The organism is Streptomyces sp. NRRL WC-3742, from assembly GCF_000720635.1.
GTDB lineage: Bacteria > Actinomycetota > Actinomycetes > Streptomycetales > Streptomycetaceae > Kitasatospora.
In genome coordinates this window covers 1-18853 of sequence record NZ_JOCF01000067.1, presented here as the reverse complement: position 1 = coordinate 18853, position 18853 = coordinate 1, and the positions used below count along the sequence as shown (strand labels likewise).

Genomic DNA, 18853 nt, shown 5'->3' with positions numbered 1-18853 from the left:
GCCCTCCGGCCGCCCGCGTGGCAGGGTGGGGGTGATCCGCACCGCCCGTACGCCGGAAGGAAGTCACGCCATGGCCGCCCCGCACGCCTTCCCCCTGGAACCGAGCCCGATCCATGTGCCGGACGAGGTGCTCGACGATCTGCGGGAGCGGCTCGGGCGGACGCGGGCGGCGGTGGACGAGGGGAACGAGGACTGGTCGTACGGGGTTCCGGCGGGCTACCTGGGGGAGCTGGTCGCGTACTGGCGGGACGGCTTCGACTGGCGCGGGGCCGAGGCCGCGATCAACGCCTACGAGCACTACCGGGTCACCGTCTCCGGCGTGCCCGTGCACTTCATGCGCAGGGCGGGGCGGGGGCCGCGTCCGATTCCGCTGATCCTCTCCCACGGCTGGCCGTGGACGTTCTGGCACTGGTCGAAGGTCATCGACCCGCTCGCCGACCCGGCGGCCTTCGGAGGCGACGCGGCCGACGCGTTCGACGTCATCGTGCCCTCGCTGCCCGGCTTCGGCTTCCCCGGGCCGCTCAGCGGCTTCCCGGACGTCAACTTCTGGAAGGTGTCCGAACTTTGGCACACCCTGATGACCGAGACCCTGGGCTACGAGAAGTACGCCGCGGGCGGCTGCGACATCGGCGGGGTGATCACCAGCCAGCTCGGACACAAGTACGCCGACGAGCTCTACGGCATCCACATCGGCTCCGGCCTGCCGCTCGACTTCTTCAACGGCCCCCGCGCCTGGGACTTCGCCCGCAACCGGCCCCTCACCGACGATCAGCCCGCCGAAGTCCGCGACCGCATCCAGGAGTTGGACCGCGCCTTCGCCGTCCACCTCGCCGTCCACATGCTCGACGGTGCGACCCTGGCCCACGGGCTGAGCGACTCGCCCGCCGGGCTGCTCGCCTGGATGCTGGAGCGCTGGAGTGCGTGGAGCGACAACGGGGGAGACGTCGAGTCCGTCTTCGGCAAGGACGACCTGCTCACCCACGCCACGATCTACTGGGTGAACAACTCCATTGCCACGTCGATGCGTTACTACGCCAACGCCAACCGCTACCCCTGGACCCCCTCCCACGACCGCACCCCGGTCGTGGAGGCCCCGGTGGGCGTCACCCTGGTCACCTACGAGAACCCGCCCGGAATCCACGGCGCCGCCGCGCGCGTCGAGGCGTTCAGGGCCGGCCCGCAGGCGGCCTGGTTCAACCACGTCAACGTCAACGCCCATGAGAAGGGCGGCCACTTTATCCCCTGGGAGAACCCCGACGCCTGGGTGGGCGACCTGCGCCGCACGTTCCGGGGGCGTCGGCCTCGGTGACCGGGTCTCAGCGGCCGCGACCCATCGGCCGCGCCTCACTGGCCGCGACTCAGTGGCCGTACGGCGGCTGGAAGCAGCCGGTCTCCGGGTAGGTGCCGTTGACCGAGACCGAGTAGCTGGAGGGCTCGACGGACGCCGACACACAGGTGTCGGGGTGCACCCGCAGGCCGATCCGGGCGCCGGGCGGAATGACGTAGTGGTCGGTCTCGAAGCGGGAGTCCATGGCCCTGACGTCGAGGGTGCCGCCGAGGATCTCGCCGTTCGGACCGGTCTGCTCCAGCTGGTACCCGAGGCCGAGCATCGCCGCCCGTACGGCCTCGGGCGTCCAGGAGCCCTGCTCCCAGAGCCGCTTGAGCACGGGCTCGATCCGGTCGGCCTCGCGCTTGGCGTCCGCCGTGGAGGCCGGGGAGATCTCGCGGGCGCGGCGGTAGGCGAGGTTGTCCCGGTTGTGCGGGGCGCCGTCCGCGATGCCGGGGTCGACGTACGGGGTGGCCTCGGTGGAGCCGGCGGTCTCGGCGGGGACGACAGACGGCCCGGCGGCGCCGGCGGTCGTGTCGGCGCGGCGCTCACCGCAGGCGGTGAGCGCCGTCGCGGCGGCGAGGAGGAGGGCGACGGACACCAGGGTGCGGTGGCGGGCGCGCCCGGGGGAGGTGATGGGCATGCCCACGACTTTCCCACGCACCGGGGCGCGTTCGCGCCCGATCCCCCGAGCTTCCGTGCGATCTCCGTCACCCAACCACGGTGGAATCAAGGGGTATTGCGGGCCCCGGGCCGTGACCGGCGCTGAGACGGACCGCCACCGGGGTGTCCCGTGGCCGCGGTGGGGTCGATCGCCGCGGCGGGGTTGGTCTCGGGCGGGTGTCGGCGGGCGAGAGTGATGGCGGTCAGGGCGGTGAGTGCCATCGCGGCGATGCCGACCAGTGCGGCGGTGGTGTAGGCGTGGTCGTCCGGGAAGAGGTGGCCGGTGCCGGTGCCGGTGCCGGTGGCCAGGAACAGGCCGCCTGTCGCGCTGCCCAGGGAGTACCCGACGCTGCGCACGACGTAGTTGAAGCTCATCGCGCTCGACGTCTCGCTCTTGGGCGTGACGGCCAGAATGACGCCGGGCACGGCGGCTGAGAAGCTGCCGACGCCGAAGCCCAGCACACCCATCGCGACGAGCAGTTCGGCCAGGTTCGAACGGGCCGTGGCGAAGAGGACGAACCCGCCGCCGACGATGACGGCGCTGCCGGCCAGGAGCACGGGTGCGTCGATCAGCGTCCGGATCCGGGGCGTGAGTCTGCCGGCGACGAACCCCAGCACCGAGAACGGGACGAGGACCAGCCCGGCGACGAAGGTGGTCAACCCGAAGCCGTAGCCGGCGCTGTGCGGCGTCTGCGCGTACCGCGTGATGAGCGTGAGCAGGAGGTACATGCCGCTCCCGCCGACGAACATGGCGATGTTCGCTCCGGCGACCGCCGGGTGCCGTACCGCCCGGACATCGACCAGGGGCGTCCTGCTGCGCAGCTCGGAGAAGGTCCAGACGCACAGCAGGAGCACGGCGAGGACGGCGAGGATCACCGCCACGGCGAGGTGACGGCTCCACAGGCTCCGCTGGCCGGCCAGGAACAGGACGAGGAACAGTCCACCCGCGAGGACGAGCGCGCCCGCCACGCTCACGTGGGCGGAGCGCCCCTCGGGAGCCGCGGGCACGGAACGCCACGCGGTCAGGAGGGCGAGAGCGGTGACGAGCAGGCCGAAGCCGTAGGCGGCCCGTACGCCGCCGATCTCGGTGAGCAGTGCGGTGAGCGGGTAGCCGACGCCGGCGCCGATGACCGAGACCACCGAGATCAGGGCGATCGTCGCCGTGCTGCGCTCCTCGGGGAGGTGGTCCCGGGCCACGCCCATCATCAGCGCCGTCAGACCGAGCCCGACGCCTTGGGCCGCCCTGCCGACGAGCAGCCCCGCGAACGGCAGCGGCAGCACGGTCAGCGCACTGCCGACGACGACGATCGCCAGCGTGGCGAGGATCGTGGCCCGCCGGTGCGGGCCGGCTCCGAGCCGGCCGAGGACGGGCGTGGCGACGGCGCCGCTCAGCAGTGCGACGGTCAGCGTCCACTGCGCGCTGTCGAGCGAGACGTGGAACGTGGTCGCCACACTGGTGATCAGCGGCGTACCGAGGCTGGCGACCGCCGCCACGACCAGGGCGATGAAGATCAGGGCGGGGACCAGCAGCGGCGCCTCGGAGCGCTCCGGGGTGCGCCCCGTCACCGCTTCGGCCCTTCGCGGTCCTGGCTTTCGAGCTCTGCCAGGTGCGCCAGCGCCGGAAGCGCCGCCACCAGGGCCTCGACCTCGTCGTCGGCGAGTTCGCCGATCAGCCGCGCGAACGCGTCGACGCCCGTCCGGCGCCGGGTCCGAACGTACGACGCGCCGGCCTCGGTCAGGGACACCAGCGTGACCCGCTTGTCGGAGGCGTCGCCCCTGCGCTCGACCAGTCCGGACTCCTCCAACACCCGGACCAGGACGGTCATCGCGGGCTGGGTGACACCCTCGATCGCGGCCAGATCGGTGATGCGTCGCGGGCCGGTCCTGTGCAGGGTGGCCAGGGTGGCGGCGGACGTGATGCTCATGTCGCGCGGAAGGCGTCTCACCGCGCTGGTGGCCAGCCCGTAGAGGGCCGAACCGATCGCGGCGGAAGCGCCATGAGTAGCGTCTTGACGGCTCATGCGAGAAGCATACGAGATTTATATGAATGCTTTATACATCTCTCGCTCGATGGAGAGGTCTCTTGTCACAACTGGTTTGTGATGCAAAGCTGATGGCATGACAGATGCATCGGTGCCGTCTCCGGGCACCCCTCGCGAACTCCTCGCCGGGCTCGACGACTTGACCCGTCGAGTGCGCGCCGCCCAGCGCGGTGCCTGGTTCCCCCTCCTGCTGCTGGGGGTGCTCACCCTGGGCGGCATCCTGGTCGGCCGGCTCACCTTCGAGATCCAGCACGTTCGCTGCCCGGGGGCCCCGCCCGGGGTCGCCGCCGACTGCGCCCTGGTCAGCCAGGGGGCGCCGCTGTACTGGCCCCTCGGGCTGGCGCTCGCCTACGTCGCGACGGCGGTCTTCTACATCCGCCGCGCCCGCAGCCGGGGAGTCGGCACGCCGGTGCGGCCGTACATCGTCACCGGGATCGTCCTGGTGGGCCTGGGCGCCGCCCCCGCCCTGTGGGCCCTGCGCGACGGCATGCCGGAGCCCGGAGCCTCGCTGGACCTCTGGGGCCTGCACCTCGACCCCGCCTCCGGGGCGACGCGGTTCCTGGAGCGCCTCGCCGGGAGCGCCACCTCCGTCGGGGTGCCGCTGCTGGTGCTGGCCCGGGTGGAACGCAGCCGGGGTCTGCTGCTCCTCGCGGTGACGTACCTGGCCGTGGTGCTGGTGCCGTTCGGCACCGGCTGGGCGGGGATCTCCGCCACCTCGCCCTGGTCGGCCCTGCCCGGGCTGGCCGTGCCCGGCCTGCTGCTCCTGGTCGGCGCCCTCGGCCTCGCCCTGGCCGAGCGGCCCCTTCGGCGGCGCGACGCCCGATGAGCATCGAGCCCGGCCGGCACCCCGTCAACAGCCTCGACGACGTCGTCCACCAGCGCGTCCGCCTCGGCATCCTCACCGTCGCCCACCAGGCGCGCCGCGTCGAGTTCGGCTTCCTGCGCACCGCCCTCGGCCTCACCGCCGGAAACCTCAGCCAGCACCTGGCCGTCCTGGAGAAGGCCGGACTGGTCGCCGTCGAGAAGGGCTACGAGGGCAAGCGCGCCCGCACCTGGCTCTCCCTCACCCCGGCGGGTGGCCGCGCCCTGCGCGACGAGGTCACCCAGCTCAAGCGGCTCATCGAGCAGATCGAGCAGATCGAGCAGGGCGGTTCGGAGGCGTAGGAGGTGTCGTACGAGTTGCCGCAGGACCGCCGGGCGGCGGTCCTGCGGCACCTGTTCAGCCCAGGTCCTCGGGTTCGAGGACGAAGACCGGGATCAGGCGGTCGGTCTTCTCCTGGTACTCGGCGTACGGCGGGAACGCGGCGACCGCGCGCTCCCACCACTGCGCCCGCTCGTCCCCGCTGATCTCGCGGGCGACCATGCTCCGGCGCTCGGGCCCGTCCTGGAGGTCCACCTGCGGGTTGGCCTTGAGGTTGAAGTACCAGACCGGGTGCTGCGGATGGCCGCCCTTGGAGGCCACCGCCGCGTAGCGGCCCTCGTGCTCCACGCGCATCACCGGCGCCTTGTGGATCTTCCCGCTCTTCGCGCCGCGCATCGTGACGATCACGACCGGCAGCCCCGTGTCCCGGAGCGTGGTGCCCTTCGTGCCGCCCGAGCTCTCGTACAACTCGACCTGCTCACGCACCCACTGCGCCGGACTCGGCTGGTACTCGCCCTCAAGAGCCATCGCGTTCACCCTGTTCCCGTGTGCGTTTCCGTTGACTCCCCGCCCGCTCCCGCAGCCTAGCGTGGACCACTGACGGGGCCCGGTCACGTCGCTCGCGCCGGAGACGCACCAACCGGGCCCCGCTCACCGTCGGCGCCCCACCGCCGTTCCCCGCGTGCCCGGTGCGGCTTTCCGTACCGGGCACGCGGCGCGCCCCGAGCCGCTCCCCGGGGGTCGCCGACGGATGATCGAGGGATCATCGAGGTGGGAAACCGGGTCGCGGCGCAGCGATGAGTTCGGCGGTCCCGACCGGTCTACCTTCCCGACAGGCCAACCACCGACTCTCCTCGGGAGCACACCATGGGCCGAATCCACGTCGCCCTGTTCACCACCCTCGACCTCGTCGCACAGGCCCCCGGCGGCCCCGACGAGGACCCGGAGGGCTTCCCCTTCGGGGGCTGGCAGGTCCCCCTGCTGGACGAGGCCGCAGGCGCGCAGGTCGACGCCGCCTACCAGGGCGTCGACGCGCTCCTTCTCGGCCGGCGGACGTACGAGATCTTCGCCGGCTACTGGCCGAAGGCCGAGCACAGCCCCTTCGCCGCGCTCTTCAACAGCATCCCGAAGTACGTGGCCTCCCGCAGCGAGCCCGACCTCACCTGGGAGGGCTCCACGCACCTCGGCCCGGACCTGCCCGCCGCGGTGCGGGAGATCCGCGACCGGCACCAGCACGTGAAGGTCGTCGGCAGCCTCGACCTGTTCCAGACCCTCCTGCGCGAGAAGCTGTTCGACCACCTGGACCTCTGGGTCCACCCGATCCTCCTCGGCACCGGCAAGAAGGTCTTCGCCGACGGCGCCGTCCCCACCAACCTCACCCTCCTCGAGCCGCCCGCCGCCACCCCGAAGGGCACCGTCCACCTCCGGTACGGCCTGGCGGAGGGCACGCCCGGCACCGGCGACATGGACGAGCTGCTGCGCAACGGCGGGCCGGAGCAGTGACGAGACCGTGGTGCCCCCGTCTCCGGGCGGGGGCACCACGGCTTCGCATGTGAGCCGGATCACTGTTGAGGTTGACCTCGGGTCAGGGTGGAGGCTCGTCGCAACGGCCCGACACCGACGCGGGCCAAGCGTCTCCGAGGGAGCAACAACCATGTTCGTCAACCAGGACCGCCCGCAGCTCCGCCAGGCGATCGAGGAGATCGTCGAGTCCGGCGTCCTCGCGGTACAGCTGCGGGTGAACGACGCGCAGGGCGAGTGGGTCGGCAGCGCCGGGGCGTGCGAACTCGGCCGCAGCGGCGAGGCGCTGACCGACGGGCACTTCCGGATCGGCAGCAGCACCAAGAGCTTCGTCGCGACCACGGTGCTCGCGCTGGTCGCCGAGGGCCGCCTCGGCCTGGACGCTCCGGCAGACGACCACCTGCCCGGGTTCGGCCTGGACCGGCGGATCACCGTACGAATGCTCCTGCAGCACACCAGCGGGATCTTCAGCCACACCGGCGAGCTGTACGAGGACGGGACGATCGTGCCTGGCATCCCCTGGCGCGGCAAGGAGTGGGTGGAGAAGCGGTTCCACACCTACCCGCCCGAGGAGCTGGTGCGGCTGTCGCTGTCCAGGCCGGCGCGGTTCGCGCCGGGGGAGGGCTGGAGCTACTCCAACACCAACTACGTGCTGGCCCGGCTGGTGATCGAGAGCGTCACCGGCCGGTCGTTCGCCGAGGAGCTGCAGCGGCTGGTCCTGGGGCCGCTGGGGATGACCGGCACCGTGGCGCCGGGTGCCTCGCCGGAGGTCCCCGCGCCCCACAACCACGGCTACTACCGCTACGAGGACGCCGGGCAGGAGACGACGGTCGACGTCACCCGCCACAACCCCTCCTGGGTCGCGGCCGGCGGCGACATGATCTCCACCACCGAGGACCTGCACACCTACTTCTCCGCACTCATGGGCGGCAGGCTCCTGCCCGCCGACCTGCTGGCCGAGATGCGCACCCCGGAGGCCACGATCGGCTACGGCCTCGGCCTGTTCGCCCAGGACCTCGGCCCGGACGGCGGCACCGTCTACCACCACAACGGCGCCACCATCGGCTCGGCGGCGCTCATGTACGGCACGCCCGACGGCCGTACGACCATGACCGCCGGGCTGACGTACGTGGACGACGCCGACATGTCGCTGGCACCGGCCTTCCAGGCCGCCCAACAGCGGCTCGTCAGCGAGGTGTTCGGCGCGGGGCAGCCGACCGGCTGAACGTCCTCGGCCCTTACGCTTTCGGTCGTACGCCAGGCCACCCGCTCGGCCACGTCGAAGCGCCGTGGCCGAGCCCGAACACGAAGCAGGCACAGCGGATGACGAGCGGGGTCACGATCGGGCAGGCGGCGGCCTTCGCCGGCGTCACGGTGAAGACGGTGCGGCACTACCACCGGCTCGGGCTCGTCGAGGAGCCGCAGCGCGACACTTCCGGCTACCGCCGGTACGGGTCAGAGGAGTTGCTGCGGCTCGTCCAGGTCCGCACCCTCGCCGCCGCCGGGGTCCCGCTGGCCGAGACCGGGCCCCTGCTCGACGCCGACACCGACCGCTTCACCGACACCCTCGCCGACGTCGCCCGACAACTCACCGACCGCATCGCCGACCTGACCGCCCGCCTCGACCAACTCCACCGCCTCGCCGAGGGAGACCGCGCCCTGCTCCCCGACCGCGCCTGCGCCGTCCTGGACCGCATGCCCGCCCTCGGCTTCGCCCCCGACTACGTCGCCGCACAGCGCGAAGCCCTGGTCCTCGCCCGCGTCCTGGTGCCGGACGGCTTCGACGGATTCCTCGCCCAACTCGAACACCGAATGCAGGACCCCGAGTTCGTCGACCTGGCCAAGCGCGGCCAAGAAGCCGAGACCTGGGACCCGGACGACCCCCGGATCGAGGAACTCGCCACCGCCATGGCCGACCACTACCTCGCCAACCCCACCCTCCTCGGCACCCCCACCAGCCAGCGGGCCTGGGCCAGAGCCTCCACCCAGTACCGCCTCATCAACACCCACCGCGGCGACCAGGCCCCCGTCTCGGCCCGCCTGACCGCCCTCACCGAAGCCAAACTCCGCGCTGCCGGCGTCCCCATCCCCCGCCAGTAGGGCTCCTCGGTCTGCCCGAACCGTTGCGGGGCCCGAGCGAGCCGTTGCGGGGCCCGAGCGAGCCGGTGCGGGGCCCGAGCGAGCCGGTGCGGGGCCCGAGCGAGCCGGTGCGGGGCCCGAGCGAGCCGGGCCCCGCACCGCGGGTGGGTCAGATGCCGAACGGCGCCGCGTGCCGGACGGTCCCGCCGGGCAGCGGGTGACCGGCGTCGAGGGCGAGGGCCGTCAGGGCCTCGTCCGGGACGTCCGAACGCCTCGCGAGCTCACGCTCCCAGCGAGGGCGGACAGGATGAGGTCAGGCCACGACCCGGGGCGTGAGGGAGATCCGACCTTCGCCGAACCAGCGGGGACGGCGGGGCAGGGAGGCCGGGAACCGTCTGCCCGCCCGTCCGGCGGTCCATAGGATTGCCCCGAGACGCGGCCAACGAGGAGGCACGGGTGGGCAATCCGGGGGGATTTCCCGAGGCGGGCACGACCGAAGCCGAGTAGCTCGGCACGGGAGCCGACTGTGCGAGCGGAGTGAGGAGAAAAGGTCTATGGAGCTGCGCCAGTTGCGCTGCTTCGTCGCTGTCGCGGAGGAGTTGCACTTCGGGCGGGCCGCTGAGCGGCTGATGCTGGGGCAGCCCGCCGTGAGTCAGCAGGTCCGGTTGCTGGAGCGGCAGTTGAAGGTCGAGCTGTTCGACCGCTCGCCCCGGCACGTCCGGCTGACTCCGGCCGGGGAGCGCTTCCTGCCCGCCGCCCTGGACGTCCTGGCCGCCGAGGCCACCGCCCGGGCGCTCGCCGCGGACCTGGCAGCCCCCGCCGTTCTGCGGCTCGGCACCATCACCGGGCTCGGCGAGCGGCTCGACGCGATCCTGGACGCCTACCAGCGCGGCGCCCCGGAGGTCCGGGTCGAGATGCAGTCCATCCCCGTCCGGGAGCGGCTCGCCCGGCTCGCGGACGGACGGCTCGACGCCGCCTTCGTCCGCAGCGCCGTCGCTGAGCAGAGCCCCGAGCTGCGCTTCCTGCCGGTCTGGCAGGACGAGTTGGTGGTGGCCCTGCCCGCCCGGCACCCGCTCGCGGACCGGCCCGAGATCGACCTCGCGGACCTCGCCGGACTGCCCCTGCGGATGACCGAGCGCCAGAACCACCCCGCCCTGGTGGACCTGGTCCTGGACGCCTGCGCGCGGGCCGGCTTCGAGCCGACCCGGAGCCCCCTGCAGGGCAGCCTCCAGGACACCCTGGCCGCGATCGGCACCGGCACCCCGACCTGGACGGTGCTGTACGCCGCCACCGCCCGGATGACCAGCACCACCCGGATCGCGTTCCGGCCCTGCCGCACCCCGCTGGCCCTGCCGACCTCCCTCGCCGTGCGCCGCTCCGCACCGGTCCCTCGCCTCCTCCTGGACGCCTGCCGCCGCGACCCGGCTATGACCAGTGACGATCAGGATTCGTGATCGCTGCCAGAGCGATTCGGTTCTGGGTGCGGGACCCCTCCACGCGGTGAACTGGTTCCAGCCGGAGGAACCGGCACAACTACCCGGTGAGGAGCCGAACATGCCCGTCGTCACCATCCAGCAGGGCCCGCGCACGGTCGAGCAGAAGCGCGAGCTGGTCAAGAAGGTCACCGACGCGTTCGTGGAGGCCCTGGAGGTCCCCGCCGAGAGCGTGATCGTCTTCGTCCAGGAGCACCAGCCCGAGAACTGGGGCGCCGCCGGCACCCTCACCGCCGACAAGTAGCCCCCACATCGCGGGCCGCCACCGACCGGTGGCGGCCCCGGGCGTCAACGAGCCGTCACGGCACGGAGACGCTGGACCCGAAGTCGAAGGAGCCCATCTCGCCGGGCGGGACCGTGCCGTTGACCGGTCCGGTGCAGGTGGGGCGGATGGCGAGATCGCCGCGTCACTGCTTCCCCGCTCACCGACGGCCACCCCCGCACCCGGGCGGAACGCAACAACCACTGCAGCCGCCATAAATCACAACCTGCATCTGCCGTGACCGATGGGTTGACGGATGGCCGGGGTATAAAACGGTCTGTATGGGCAGAAACTGTCGCTCATGCCTCGCTGGTGATACTCCGAAGGGTCATCTATTGGTCATGGGGTGAACCAGGCGGCGGCGCCAGCTGCGCTGGGGCACCCCAAGGCGTGGGGGATGGTGACCCTCACCATCGACCCGTCCGCCAAGACGCCGTCCCTCGCGTCCACCGTCAACGTCGGCGGCGGTACGTGGAACTACGGCACCGAGCCGAACGGCGGGTTCAAGGGGTGCTACTCGCAGTACACGCACCCGAGTAAGTACCACTCGTCCACGGCGATCATCGCGTCCTCGAACGACAAGGGGTACGCGAACGCGGGCAGCTGGTCGTACGCCTACGCCACGGCCGGCTGGGCGTACACGTGCAACGTGTACTGGGGAACGTACTAAAGTCCCCTAGCTCTTCAGTTCTATGAGGTCCCGGTCATTCCTTCGGCTCGCCGGAGAAATGACCGGGACCTTTCCCCGTTATCGGAAAGGAAGCCCCGAGCTCCATGAATTTCTCGCGATCCAATGTCCTGGCACCCGTGGCCGCCCTGACGGCCGGTGCGCTCCTCGGGGTTCTCGGCCCTGTCACCGGGGCGGCGGACGGATCGGCAACACACGCGGCGAGTCTTGTCCTGTCCGCCGAATGGACGTGGGCGGCACTGGCCTTCTTCGTCGGTCTCGCCCAGAAGTCCAAGACCGGTTCCGCAGTTCTGGCGTCCGCGTCCCTGATCGCCGGTGTGATCGCCTACTACGCGGTGAAACTGAATCATGGGGATTTCCTGCGAGCCGACCTGAGCGATCCGTCCGGCGCGACGACACACACCGACTGGGCGGGGGTCCTGCCGAAGATGGTCGTGTGGTCCGTGGCCGCCTGCCTGCTGGGCTCCCTGCTGGGTCTGTGCGGGAACCTGGCACGGCGCGGTGGTCTTCTCGGGGTCGTGTTCCGGCTGGTGGTGCCGCTGATCGCGATCGTGGACACGTCGCAGCGGCTGCAGTTCGAAGGAACGCTGCAAGGGTCGGTCGCCAGGGCCACCTGGGAGGTGGTCCGGATCGTGGCGGTGGTGGCGGTCGTCGTCGTGACGGGATGGGCGCTGCTCGCACGGAGGTCGCGGCCGGCCGGAGAGTCACGGCAGTTGTAGGTCGTGATCCGCAATGCGTCGAGCTGGTGACGGCGGTCAGGGTGATGTCGGCCGGCTGTCCCCGCACCTGGGCGACGCGCAACCACCCGCCCCGTGCCCCGAAGTGGGAAGTCGGCCCGGCCGACTTCCCACTCCGTGGCACCTCGATCGCCGATGTCTCCGCCGGCCCGCCCGGCCGCCCGGCCGCGTCGGCGGTGGTTGGTGCCGGGGCTCTATGCTGGACCGCTCTCCGATGATCACAAGAGCGGAAGGCGGGCCCGGTGCAGAGCGGCGCGGTCGTGGCAGAACGGTACGTGATGGACCGTCCGATGGGCGCCGGCGGGATGGGCGAGGTCTGGGCCGCCGAGGACCGGTTGCTCGGTCGGCGCGTGGCGGTGAAGCTGCTGCACGAGACCGACGCCACGTCCCGGGAGCGCTTCCTGCGCGAGGCGCGGGCCGTCGCCGGGCTCCAGCACCCGGGGATCGTCGTGGTGCACGACTTCGGCGAGGTCGACGACATGTCGTACCTGGTCATGGAACTGCTGGCCGGACGTTCGCTGGAGCCCCGCCGGGGCGACGGCCCGGTCGCCGTGGGGTGGGCCGCCGAGGTGGGCGCGCAGGTGGCGCAGGCCCTGACGGTGGCCCACGCCGCCGGGCTGGTGCACCGGGACGTCAAGCCGAGCAACCTCTTCCTCACCGAGGACGGCGCCGTCAAACTACTGGACTTCGGCCTCGTCCACGAGCGCCCGCAGGTCGTCGACGACCCCGGGTTCACCGACCGCACCACGGCCGTCGGCACCCTCGCCTACATGGCGCCCGAGCAGTACACGGGCCGCAGCGTCGACGCCCGGGCCGACCTGTACGCGCTGGGCGGCACCCTGCACGCCCTGCTGACCGGATCGCCGCCGACCACCGAAGGCCCGCCGCTGCGGGAGCTCCGCCCGGACGTCCCCAAGGACCTGGCGCAGCTGATCACCGACCTCCTCCGGCCCGACCCGGCGCAGCGCCCGGCCGAGGCCGCGCCCGTGGCGGAGCAGTTGCGACGCCTGGCCGAGCGCCACGGCGGCCGCAGGGCCCCGAAGACGGTGCGGCAGATTCCCACGGCCCGCGATCCGAGGAAGGCCCAGGTCCGGAAGCAGCGGGCGCGCCGGGCCGCCCTCGGCGGCGTGGCCTCACTCCTCTTCGCCCTGGCCGCCGTGAAGGTCATCGACCTGCCGTACGCCACCTCCGACAGCTCGGTGACCCCGGGGTGGGAGCCCAACCACCCGACCGCCACCGCACTCCCGGCGCAGCTGCAGCCCGGCGAGTGCCTCTCCTACACCAGGCCGACCGGTGCGCCGGACGCGTACCTGGACACGAACCTGGACGCGGGCTTCGGCTGGACGCGGCTCGACTGCGCGCGCCCGCACCAGGCGCAGGTCGTCAAGGTGCTCACCCTCACCGATCCGGAGTTCGCCGCGAAGTGGCCCACCGCCCTGGCCCTCCTGAGCAGCGACTGCTTCACGGCCGTCACGTCCGTCACCTCCGCCCACCCCTCGCTGAGCCTCTCCCGCGCGGTGCTCGGCCCGACCAAGGCGGACTGGCTCTCGGGCGCCGGCCACTACGCCTACTGCACCGTCCACCCCCGCGACGACGGCAACCTGACGACGGACGTACGGCCGCCGGCGGGTTCACAACCCTCGTCGTAGGCGTAGGTGTCGGCGGCCCGGCAGCTGATCACCACTGCGCTCGATGCCCTGGGATGAGATTCCGCAAGAAGCCGCAAGCACGTTGAGTAGCCGATTCACTACTCCGTACCGTCGTTGATGCCGCCAGGTCGTGGACCACCAGGGCTCCCTGGCAGCGGATTCCCGGTGCCGCCGCAGCGGTGCGGTGGCCGGCTTTGCGTGAGAGGAAGGGCCATCCCATGCTCAACGACAAGAGCGTCGAGATCTGATCTCGGCGCGGAACTGATGCCGGGGGGTCGACGGCATGGCGGGTCGGCTCGGCACGGGGCGCCGAGCCGACCCGCGACGGTCTCTGTCATCGCCCTCCGCACCGAGGCCCTGAGCGTGTCCGGGGCGAAGTTCGGTTGGTTCGTCGGCGAGCTGCCTCGGCAGATCGCCGACGAGATCAACCTGACGGACTACGCGATCGTCGAGCACACCGATGTGCGCCGAGCCGCATTGAGTCAGACGCTCGAGCGGCTGGCCTCGGTCCATCCCGAAGGCTTCGCCCGCGTGCGAGAGTTCGTCCGAGGACTGCTGTGGGCGGACCTCAAGCCGGGCGTGTCTTCGTCGTCGCTGACCAGCTCCAGTGACCCGGCGCTGCCGTTCGTCATCGTGTTCTCCGAGAAGGCGCGGCACCACATTCCTCCGAACACGGTGAGCGTGGAGCCGTCCCACCTGTTCCTCGCGGAGAACATCCTGCACGAGGGAGTCCACCAGTCGGTCAGCTTTCACATCCTGCAGAACCAGGTGTTCGTCGACGGCTACTCCTCCAGAACGTCACCCAAGATCGAGATCGCGTGGCGTGCTGCCCAGGGGGTGGCCCGCAACCAGTACTGGGAAGTCGACCGGGCTTTCCACGCGACCTGCGTGTACAACCAGCTGCTGCGGTTCCGCCGGATCGAACTCGACCGGGATGACCTGAGCGCCAACGAGCGCACATGCATCCAGCGCGCGTACGACGAGGGCATGCCGGCGGTCCGCTACCTCCGACGGCGCATCCGGGTTCCTTCGGCAGGCGCTCGACCTTGCCATGAGCGTCGGCAACACCCGGGCCGTCGTTGCCACCGAGGTCAACCTCGGCGACGCGCACCGGTACGCCGGTGAGCTGGAGAAGGCGGAGTCGTACTACCGAGAGGCGCTGGATGACGCGCGAAGCGGTCATCCTGAGCTCGTCGACTTCGCGCTTCAGCACCCGGCCAAGCACCTCATGGAGCTCGGCGATCTCTCGTCGGCCCGAGCCCACTTGCAGGAAGCGAGCAGGCTTCGGATCGCCAAGGGGGACATGGAGCTGATCGAATCCACCCAGGCCGCGCTCGACCGCGTCGACCGGAGCGCGACCGTCCTGATCGGCCCGGACGGTTATACCGAGTGCGAGCTCGTGTCGGGAGACTGCCTCGTGTTCGATGGGGCGTTCACGCCGCACGGTCGGACGCCCCTCGGGGCCGGGGAGAGCGTGCTCCTCGTCAGCTTCGGCTTTCGCGCGCTGGGCGCGCCGAGCTAGCCGCCACGCAAGTTCGCGCACGTTCGATGTGTGATCCGGGTGGCCTGATGGAGGATCAGTTTCAGTGGTCGTCCACTTCGGAGAGGAAGCGCGTCATGGCGCTGCACATGCTCGGCAAGGACCCCGAGCAGGAACAACGGGTCGCCGACCCTGTACTTCGACGACGAGTCGGGGAACTACCTCGTCCAGGGCTGGAAGGTGCTGGACGAGAAGCGGTTGTCTCAGCTGGAGCTCCCGGGGCACGAGACGGTGGTCGAGATCCCCGAGCGCATGCTGCAGTTCTTCCCGGGGGTGAACGGTGGCGTCGGAAGCAACGTTTGAGGAACTGCTGCGTGGCGCGCGGCAATCCGCGGTGCACCTGGAGATGCGGGACGGCTACATGCTCGACGATCCGGCGTTCCAGCTCTGACAGCAGGACGGTCGGCTGGTGATCGAGGACGAGGAGAGCGTTTGGTGGCGGAACCTCGTTCGCTCGACGGTCAGTCGTGGGGTGGAGGTCAGGCGGGCTCGTGTGGTCTCGGAGCCGTTGAGTGAGTACACGCGGTTCGAGTACGAGGCCACCAGCCCGCACAACGAGGCGGCAGGGGAGCAGGTCCGGTGGTTGCCGAGGCGGCGAACGACGGATCTCGCGCTTCCCGGGAACGACTTCTGGGTCTTCGACGGAAGCGTGGTGATCACACGTTTGCGTTCGTACTGGAGGAGGCGGCTCTGCGGAGTCGGGTGGCGGGTGTTGGGGCGATGCGCGAGCAACTCGCGCATCTGCTGGAGGTGTCCAAGCTGCCGAGGGTTAGCCTCGGCATCATCGGTCAGGACACGCAGCGGGCGATGTGGCCGGTCGAGGGCTTCTGGATATTCGAAGGCTTCGGGGAGCGCCGGCGGAGGCCGGAGAGGCGGTGCGGTGGAGCAGGAGGGAGTTACGGCAGGGGAGGGAAGTCCGCGCTGCGGGACCTGGTTTCGTGGGCGCGGAGCTCTTCGAGCATGTGTTCCAGGTGGTCGTGGACGGTGTCGTAGCCGGATGCGCCGAGGACCAGGCGGTGGGGAGGGGTGTCCTGTTCCATGGCGCTGACGACGGCGCGTACTCCTCGGTGGGGGTCGCCGGGCTGGCGGCCGTCCTGGTCGACCATGGAGGCGCGGACCGACTCGACGAGCGGGAGGTAGGCGTCGACTGTCTCGGACACGGGTTCGTCGGCGAAGGCGGAGTACGCGCGGGTGCGGAAGGCGCCGGGTTCGACGGCCAGGACGTTGATGCCGAAGGGGGCTATTTCGTGCCGCAGCACCTCGGTGAGGCCCTCGACGGCGAACTTCGCGGCGCTGTAGTAGCCGAAGCCGGGCACGCCCCGCAGGCCGGCGACCGAGGACATGTTGATGATCCATCCGGCGCCACGGGCTCGCATGCCCGGCAGGACTGCGCGCAGGAGTGCGGTGACGGAGAAGAAGTTCAGTTCGAAGGAGTGCCGGAGGTCGGTGTCGGCCGTGCCTTCGACGGAGCCGTACCAGCCCCGGCCCGCGTTGTTGACCAGGACGTCGATGCCTCCGAAGCGTTCCTCGGCGGCGCGGACGGCATCGTGGATCTGCCTCGTGTCGGTGACGTCGAGCGGGAGGACGAGTGCCCTGTCGCCGTGGCGGGCGGCCCAGGCGTCGAGCAGGTGCGGGCGGCGGGCGGTCAGGGCGACGTTGTCGCCGTGCTCCAGTGCGACCTCGGCGTAGGCCGGGCCGAAGCCGCCTGGAGTGCCGCCGGTGATGAACCAGGTCTTCATTCTTCCTCGCGATCCTTGGGTGGCGGCGCGACGGACTCCGTGACGGGCCGGGGTCGTCAGGGGGCGATGACGAGCTCGCTGATCCGGCTCTGCTCGTCGAGGACGAAGCGGTAGCGCAGGTCGACCTGCCCGCCGGGGAAGTCGCCTTCGAGGTGCTGGACCGCGGTGTACCGGTCGGGACCATGGCGCTCGGCTCCGACGAGCGTGGCGGTGTAGGTGAACTGGGTGCTGCTCTGCTCCAGCCAGCCGCGGATGGCGGCCGCGCCGTGGTAGGTACGGCCGTCGTCGGTGACGGTGGCCTCGGGCGCGAACGTCGCCACGGCGGTGGCGACGTCCTTCGCGTCGTGGGCCCGTAGGTAGCGGGTGACGACCTCCGGCAGGTCGGCGACCTCGACGGGGTCGGTGCGTTCGGTCATGGGTGCCTCACAGATGCGATGGATGCCGGCGGGCCGGGCCGCAGGAAGGGCACGCCCCTGGCGACTGCTAGAATAGAAGCCAGTAACTTTCACTTTAGCAGTAACTAGGGAGGGTGCCATGCCGAGCCGGATCCGGCTGGAGGATCGCGAGTGCCCACTGTCGACCACGGTCCAGCACGTCGGCGAGTGGTGGACGCTGCTGATCCTCCACGACGCCTTCGACGGCTACACGCGCTTCGACCAGTTCCAGCAGAGCCTGGGCATCTCCACCAGCATGCTCACGGCACGGTTGAAGACCCTGGTCGCCGACGGCCTGCTGGAGCGGCGGCCCTACCGGACGAACCCGGTCCGCCACGAGTACGTCCTCACCGAGCGCGGGCACTCCCTGCGCCCCGTGATCGTCGCCCTGGCCGCCTGGGGAAACCGGCACCTGGCCCCGCAAGAGCGGTCCATGATCCTCGTCGACGCCGAGACCGGCGAGGAAGCGGAACCGGTCGTGGTCGACGCCCGCACCGGGAAGCGCCTCGACGACCATGACGCGTACGTGTTCAGCGCCGGCCCGGCGGCCAGCGCGGCGATGCGCGCGCGCTACGCCGAACTCGATCGGCAGCGGCGATCGCGAAGCGCCGGCTCTGAGCCGGGCAGCCCGTAAGCGCTCCGCCCGCCCCCGGGCCTGTCGGGGGGCGGGCGGTTCGTCAGGGGGCGTACGGTGGACGGCCGTTGTGGCTGGCGGCAAAGGGAGCCGCACGACGTAGTCCCGGCGTATGACTCCGGTAGCTCGCGGGGGCTACGGACGACACCGGACCGTGGGTTGATTCGATGCAGGGGCCGCAGAACCTAGCGTCACCCTCATGAATCGCAACCGCCGAATCAGCGCCGTCGCAGCCCTGGCGCTCGCCGCCGTCATCGCCGGAACCGGCACCGGGTTCGCCGCCACGACCACGCCGGTGGCCGCACCGGCCACGGCCGCCGCGCCCGCGCGGGCCTTCCAGGGCGTGCTCCCCGCGCCGACCGGGCCCTACGCCGCAGGTGAGGAGATCATCCACCTCACCGACACGAACCGGATCGACCCGTGGGTGCCGTCGTCCGGCCCCCGCCAGCTGGCCGTCACGATGATCTACCCGGCCGTCGCCGGGACCGGAACTCCCGCCCCCTACATGACCCTCGGCGAGGCAGCCGGAATCCTCGATCACGCGAAGATACCGGCGAGCTCCGGCATCACCCCGCAGACCCTTTCCAGCGTCACCACCCACGCCTTCGACGGCGCACGGCCGCAGCACGGCAAGTACCCGCTGGTGGTCCTCTCGGCCGCGGCCGAGAACCCCCGCATGACGCTCACCTCGCTCGCGACCGACCTGGCCAGCCACGGCTACGTCGTCGCGCTCGTCGGCCACACCTACGAGGACACCGGCGAGACGCTGGCGAACGGTCGGACGCCGCCTTGCGCGATCTGCGACCACCCGGAGCAGATCGACTTCAACTTCGAAACCGCCAGCCGCGCGACGGACGTGTCCTTCGTGATCGACCAGTTGACGCACGGCAATACCGCGTGGCGC

At 71.2% G+C, this 18853-nt stretch carries 21 protein-coding genes and 3 pseudogenes; 17 read left to right on the top strand and 7 right to left on the bottom strand.

Going from position 1 to position 18853, the window contains the following annotated elements; genetic code table 11:
• Positions 1-70: 70 nt before the first annotated feature.
• Positions 71-1309, top strand: a complete 1239-nt coding sequence (locus IH61_RS0130655) for an epoxide hydrolase family protein (RefSeq protein ID WP_031075785.1) — start codon at positions 71-73, stop codon at positions 1307-1309.
• A gap of 49 nt (positions 1310-1358) precedes the next feature.
• On the opposite strand, the gene IH61_RS0130650 is transcribed toward IH61_RS0130655, so the two are convergent.
• The 3 genes from IH61_RS0130650 to IH61_RS0130640 all read right to left on the bottom strand — a co-directional run bounded on the left by IH61_RS0130650 (position 1359) and on the right by IH61_RS0130640 (position 4011).
• Positions 1359-1970 (bottom strand): hypothetical protein, encoded by a 612-nt coding sequence (locus tag IH61_RS0130650; protein ID WP_031075783.1) that lies wholly within the window; start codon positions 1968-1970, stop codon positions 1359-1361.
• 86 nt (positions 1971-2056) lie between these two features.
• Positions 2057-3556 carry an MFS transporter gene (locus tag IH61_RS0130645; protein WP_031075781.1) on the bottom strand — a complete coding sequence of 500 codons (1500 nt, stop codon included), beginning with the start codon at positions 3554-3556 and terminating at the stop codon, positions 2057-2059.
• Entirely contained in the window at positions 3553-4011 is a 459-nt protein-coding gene (locus tag IH61_RS0130640; protein WP_234327408.1) for a MarR family winged helix-turn-helix transcriptional regulator, read from the bottom strand. The genes IH61_RS0130645 and IH61_RS0130640 overlap by 4 nt, the downstream gene beginning before the upstream one ends.
• Positions 4012-4108: 97 nt before the next feature.
• Between IH61_RS0130640 and IH61_RS43385 the strand changes: the two genes are divergently transcribed.
• Both IH61_RS43385 and IH61_RS0130630 read left to right on the top strand, forming a co-directional pair.
• Positions 4109-4858 (top strand): hypothetical protein, encoded by a 750-nt coding sequence (locus tag IH61_RS43385; RefSeq protein WP_158845437.1) that lies wholly within the window; start codon positions 4109-4111, stop codon positions 4856-4858.
• A complete protein-coding gene (locus tag IH61_RS0130630) occupies positions 4855-5196 on the top strand; it encodes a transcriptional regulator (protein ID WP_031075778.1) in 342 nt (113 codons plus the stop codon). Before IH61_RS43385 ends, IH61_RS0130630 begins: the two co-directional genes overlap by 4 nt.
• Positions 5197-5251: 55 nt before the next feature.
• Here IH61_RS0130630 and IH61_RS0130625 read toward each other — a convergent pair whose 3' ends face one another.
• Positions 5252-5701: a nitroreductase family deazaflavin-dependent oxidoreductase gene (locus IH61_RS0130625; protein ID WP_031075777.1), complete on the bottom strand. Its 450-nt coding sequence runs from the start codon at positions 5699-5701 to the stop codon at positions 5252-5254.
• Positions 5702-6040: 339 nt separating this feature from the next.
• Between IH61_RS0130625 and IH61_RS0130620 the strand changes: the two genes are divergently transcribed.
• The 3 genes from IH61_RS0130620 (at position 6041) to IH61_RS0130610 (ending at position 8794) form a co-directional block, all read left to right on the top strand.
• Positions 6041-6676 (top strand): dihydrofolate reductase family protein, encoded by a 636-nt coding sequence (locus tag IH61_RS0130620; RefSeq protein WP_031075776.1) that lies wholly within the window; start codon positions 6041-6043, stop codon positions 6674-6676.
• Positions 6677-6827: 151 nt separating this feature from the next.
• Positions 6828-7919, top strand: a complete 1092-nt coding sequence (locus tag IH61_RS0130615; protein ID WP_031075774.1) for a serine hydrolase domain-containing protein — start codon at positions 6828-6830, stop codon at positions 7917-7919.
• A 98-nt stretch (positions 7920-8017) separates the two neighbouring features.
• Complete coding sequence (locus tag IH61_RS0130610; RefSeq protein ID WP_031075772.1) at positions 8018-8794, top strand: MerR family transcriptional regulator; 777 nt, start codon at positions 8018-8020, stop codon at positions 8792-8794.
• A gap of 148 nt (positions 8795-8942) precedes the next feature.
• On the opposite strand, the pseudogene IH61_RS49070 reads toward IH61_RS0130610, so the two are convergent.
• Positions 8943-9038, bottom strand: a pseudogene (locus IH61_RS49070) (GNAT family N-acetyltransferase); the annotation flags it as partial.
• Positions 9039-9327: 289 nt separating this feature from the next.
• On the opposite strand from IH61_RS49070, the gene IH61_RS0130605 reads away from it, so the two are divergent.
• The 9 genes and pseudogenes from IH61_RS0130605 to IH61_RS49055 all read left to right on the top strand — a co-directional run bounded on the left by IH61_RS0130605 (position 9328) and on the right by IH61_RS49055 (position 16135).
• Complete coding sequence (locus tag IH61_RS0130605) at positions 9328-10227, top strand: LysR family transcriptional regulator (protein WP_031075770.1); 900 nt, start codon at positions 9328-9330, stop codon at positions 10225-10227.
• A gap of 100 nt (positions 10228-10327) precedes the next feature.
• Positions 10328-10510, top strand: coding sequence for a 4-oxalocrotonate tautomerase DmpI (gene dmpI / locus IH61_RS0130600; protein WP_031075768.1), 183 nt, complete (start codon positions 10328-10330; stop codon positions 10508-10510).
• 415 nt (positions 10511-10925) lie between these two features.
• Positions 10926-11198 (top strand): lactococcin 972 family bacteriocin, encoded by a 273-nt coding sequence (locus IH61_RS41745; RefSeq protein ID WP_051838379.1) that lies wholly within the window; start codon positions 10926-10928, stop codon positions 11196-11198.
• A gap of 137 nt (positions 11199-11335) precedes the next feature.
• Positions 11336-11935 carry a hypothetical protein gene (locus IH61_RS0130590; protein WP_234327407.1) on the top strand — a complete coding sequence of 200 codons (600 nt, stop codon included), beginning with the start codon at positions 11336-11338 and terminating at the stop codon, positions 11933-11935.
• Positions 11936-12213: 278 nt separating this feature from the next.
• Positions 12214-13602: a serine/threonine-protein kinase gene (locus tag IH61_RS43380; protein ID WP_158845434.1), complete on the top strand. Its 1389-nt coding sequence runs from the start codon at positions 12214-12216 to the stop codon at positions 13600-13602.
• A gap of 363 nt (positions 13603-13965) precedes the next feature.
• On the top strand, positions 13966-14727 hold the full coding sequence (locus tag IH61_RS0130580) for a hypothetical protein (protein ID WP_031075760.1): 762 nt from the start codon (positions 13966-13968) through the stop codon (positions 14725-14727).
• Entirely contained in the window at positions 14654-15124 is a 471-nt protein-coding gene (locus IH61_RS0130575; RefSeq protein ID WP_031075758.1) for a tetratricopeptide repeat protein, read from the top strand. The genes IH61_RS0130580 and IH61_RS0130575 overlap by 74 nt, the downstream gene beginning before the upstream one ends.
• Positions 15125-15488: 364 nt before the next feature.
• Positions 15489-15800, top strand: a pseudogene (locus IH61_RS49060) (DUF6879 family protein); the annotation flags it as partial.
• On the top strand, positions 15722-16135 hold the full coding sequence (locus IH61_RS49055) for a Scr1 family TA system antitoxin-like transcriptional regulator (RefSeq protein WP_234327406.1): 414 nt from the start codon (positions 15722-15724) through the stop codon (positions 16133-16135). The pseudogene IH61_RS49060 and the gene IH61_RS49055, both read left to right, overlap by 79 nt.
• Here the strand turns inward: IH61_RS49055 and IH61_RS0130565 are convergent.
• Both IH61_RS0130565 and IH61_RS0130560 read right to left on the bottom strand, forming a co-directional pair.
• The gene (locus IH61_RS0130565; RefSeq protein ID WP_031075756.1) at positions 16039-16881 is read right to left on the bottom strand and encodes an SDR family NAD(P)-dependent oxidoreductase; all 843 of its coding nucleotides are present in this window, start codon (positions 16879-16881) and stop codon (positions 16039-16041) included. The two genes, IH61_RS49055 and IH61_RS0130565, sit on opposite strands and share 97 nt — an antisense overlap.
• 56 nt (positions 16882-16937) lie before the next feature.
• Complete coding sequence (locus tag IH61_RS0130560) at positions 16938-17297, bottom strand: nuclear transport factor 2 family protein (protein WP_031075755.1); 360 nt, start codon at positions 17295-17297, stop codon at positions 16938-16940.
• Positions 17298-17415: 118 nt separating this feature from the next.
• Here IH61_RS0130560 and IH61_RS41730 point away from each other — a divergent pair, with 118 nt between their 5' ends.
• Positions 17416-17949, top strand: a complete 534-nt coding sequence (locus IH61_RS41730) for a winged helix-turn-helix transcriptional regulator (RefSeq protein WP_031075753.1) — start codon at positions 17416-17418, stop codon at positions 17947-17949.
• A gap of 199 nt (positions 17950-18148) precedes the next feature.
• Positions 18149-18853 (top strand): annotated as a pseudogene (locus IH61_RS0130550) (alpha/beta hydrolase); the annotation flags it as partial.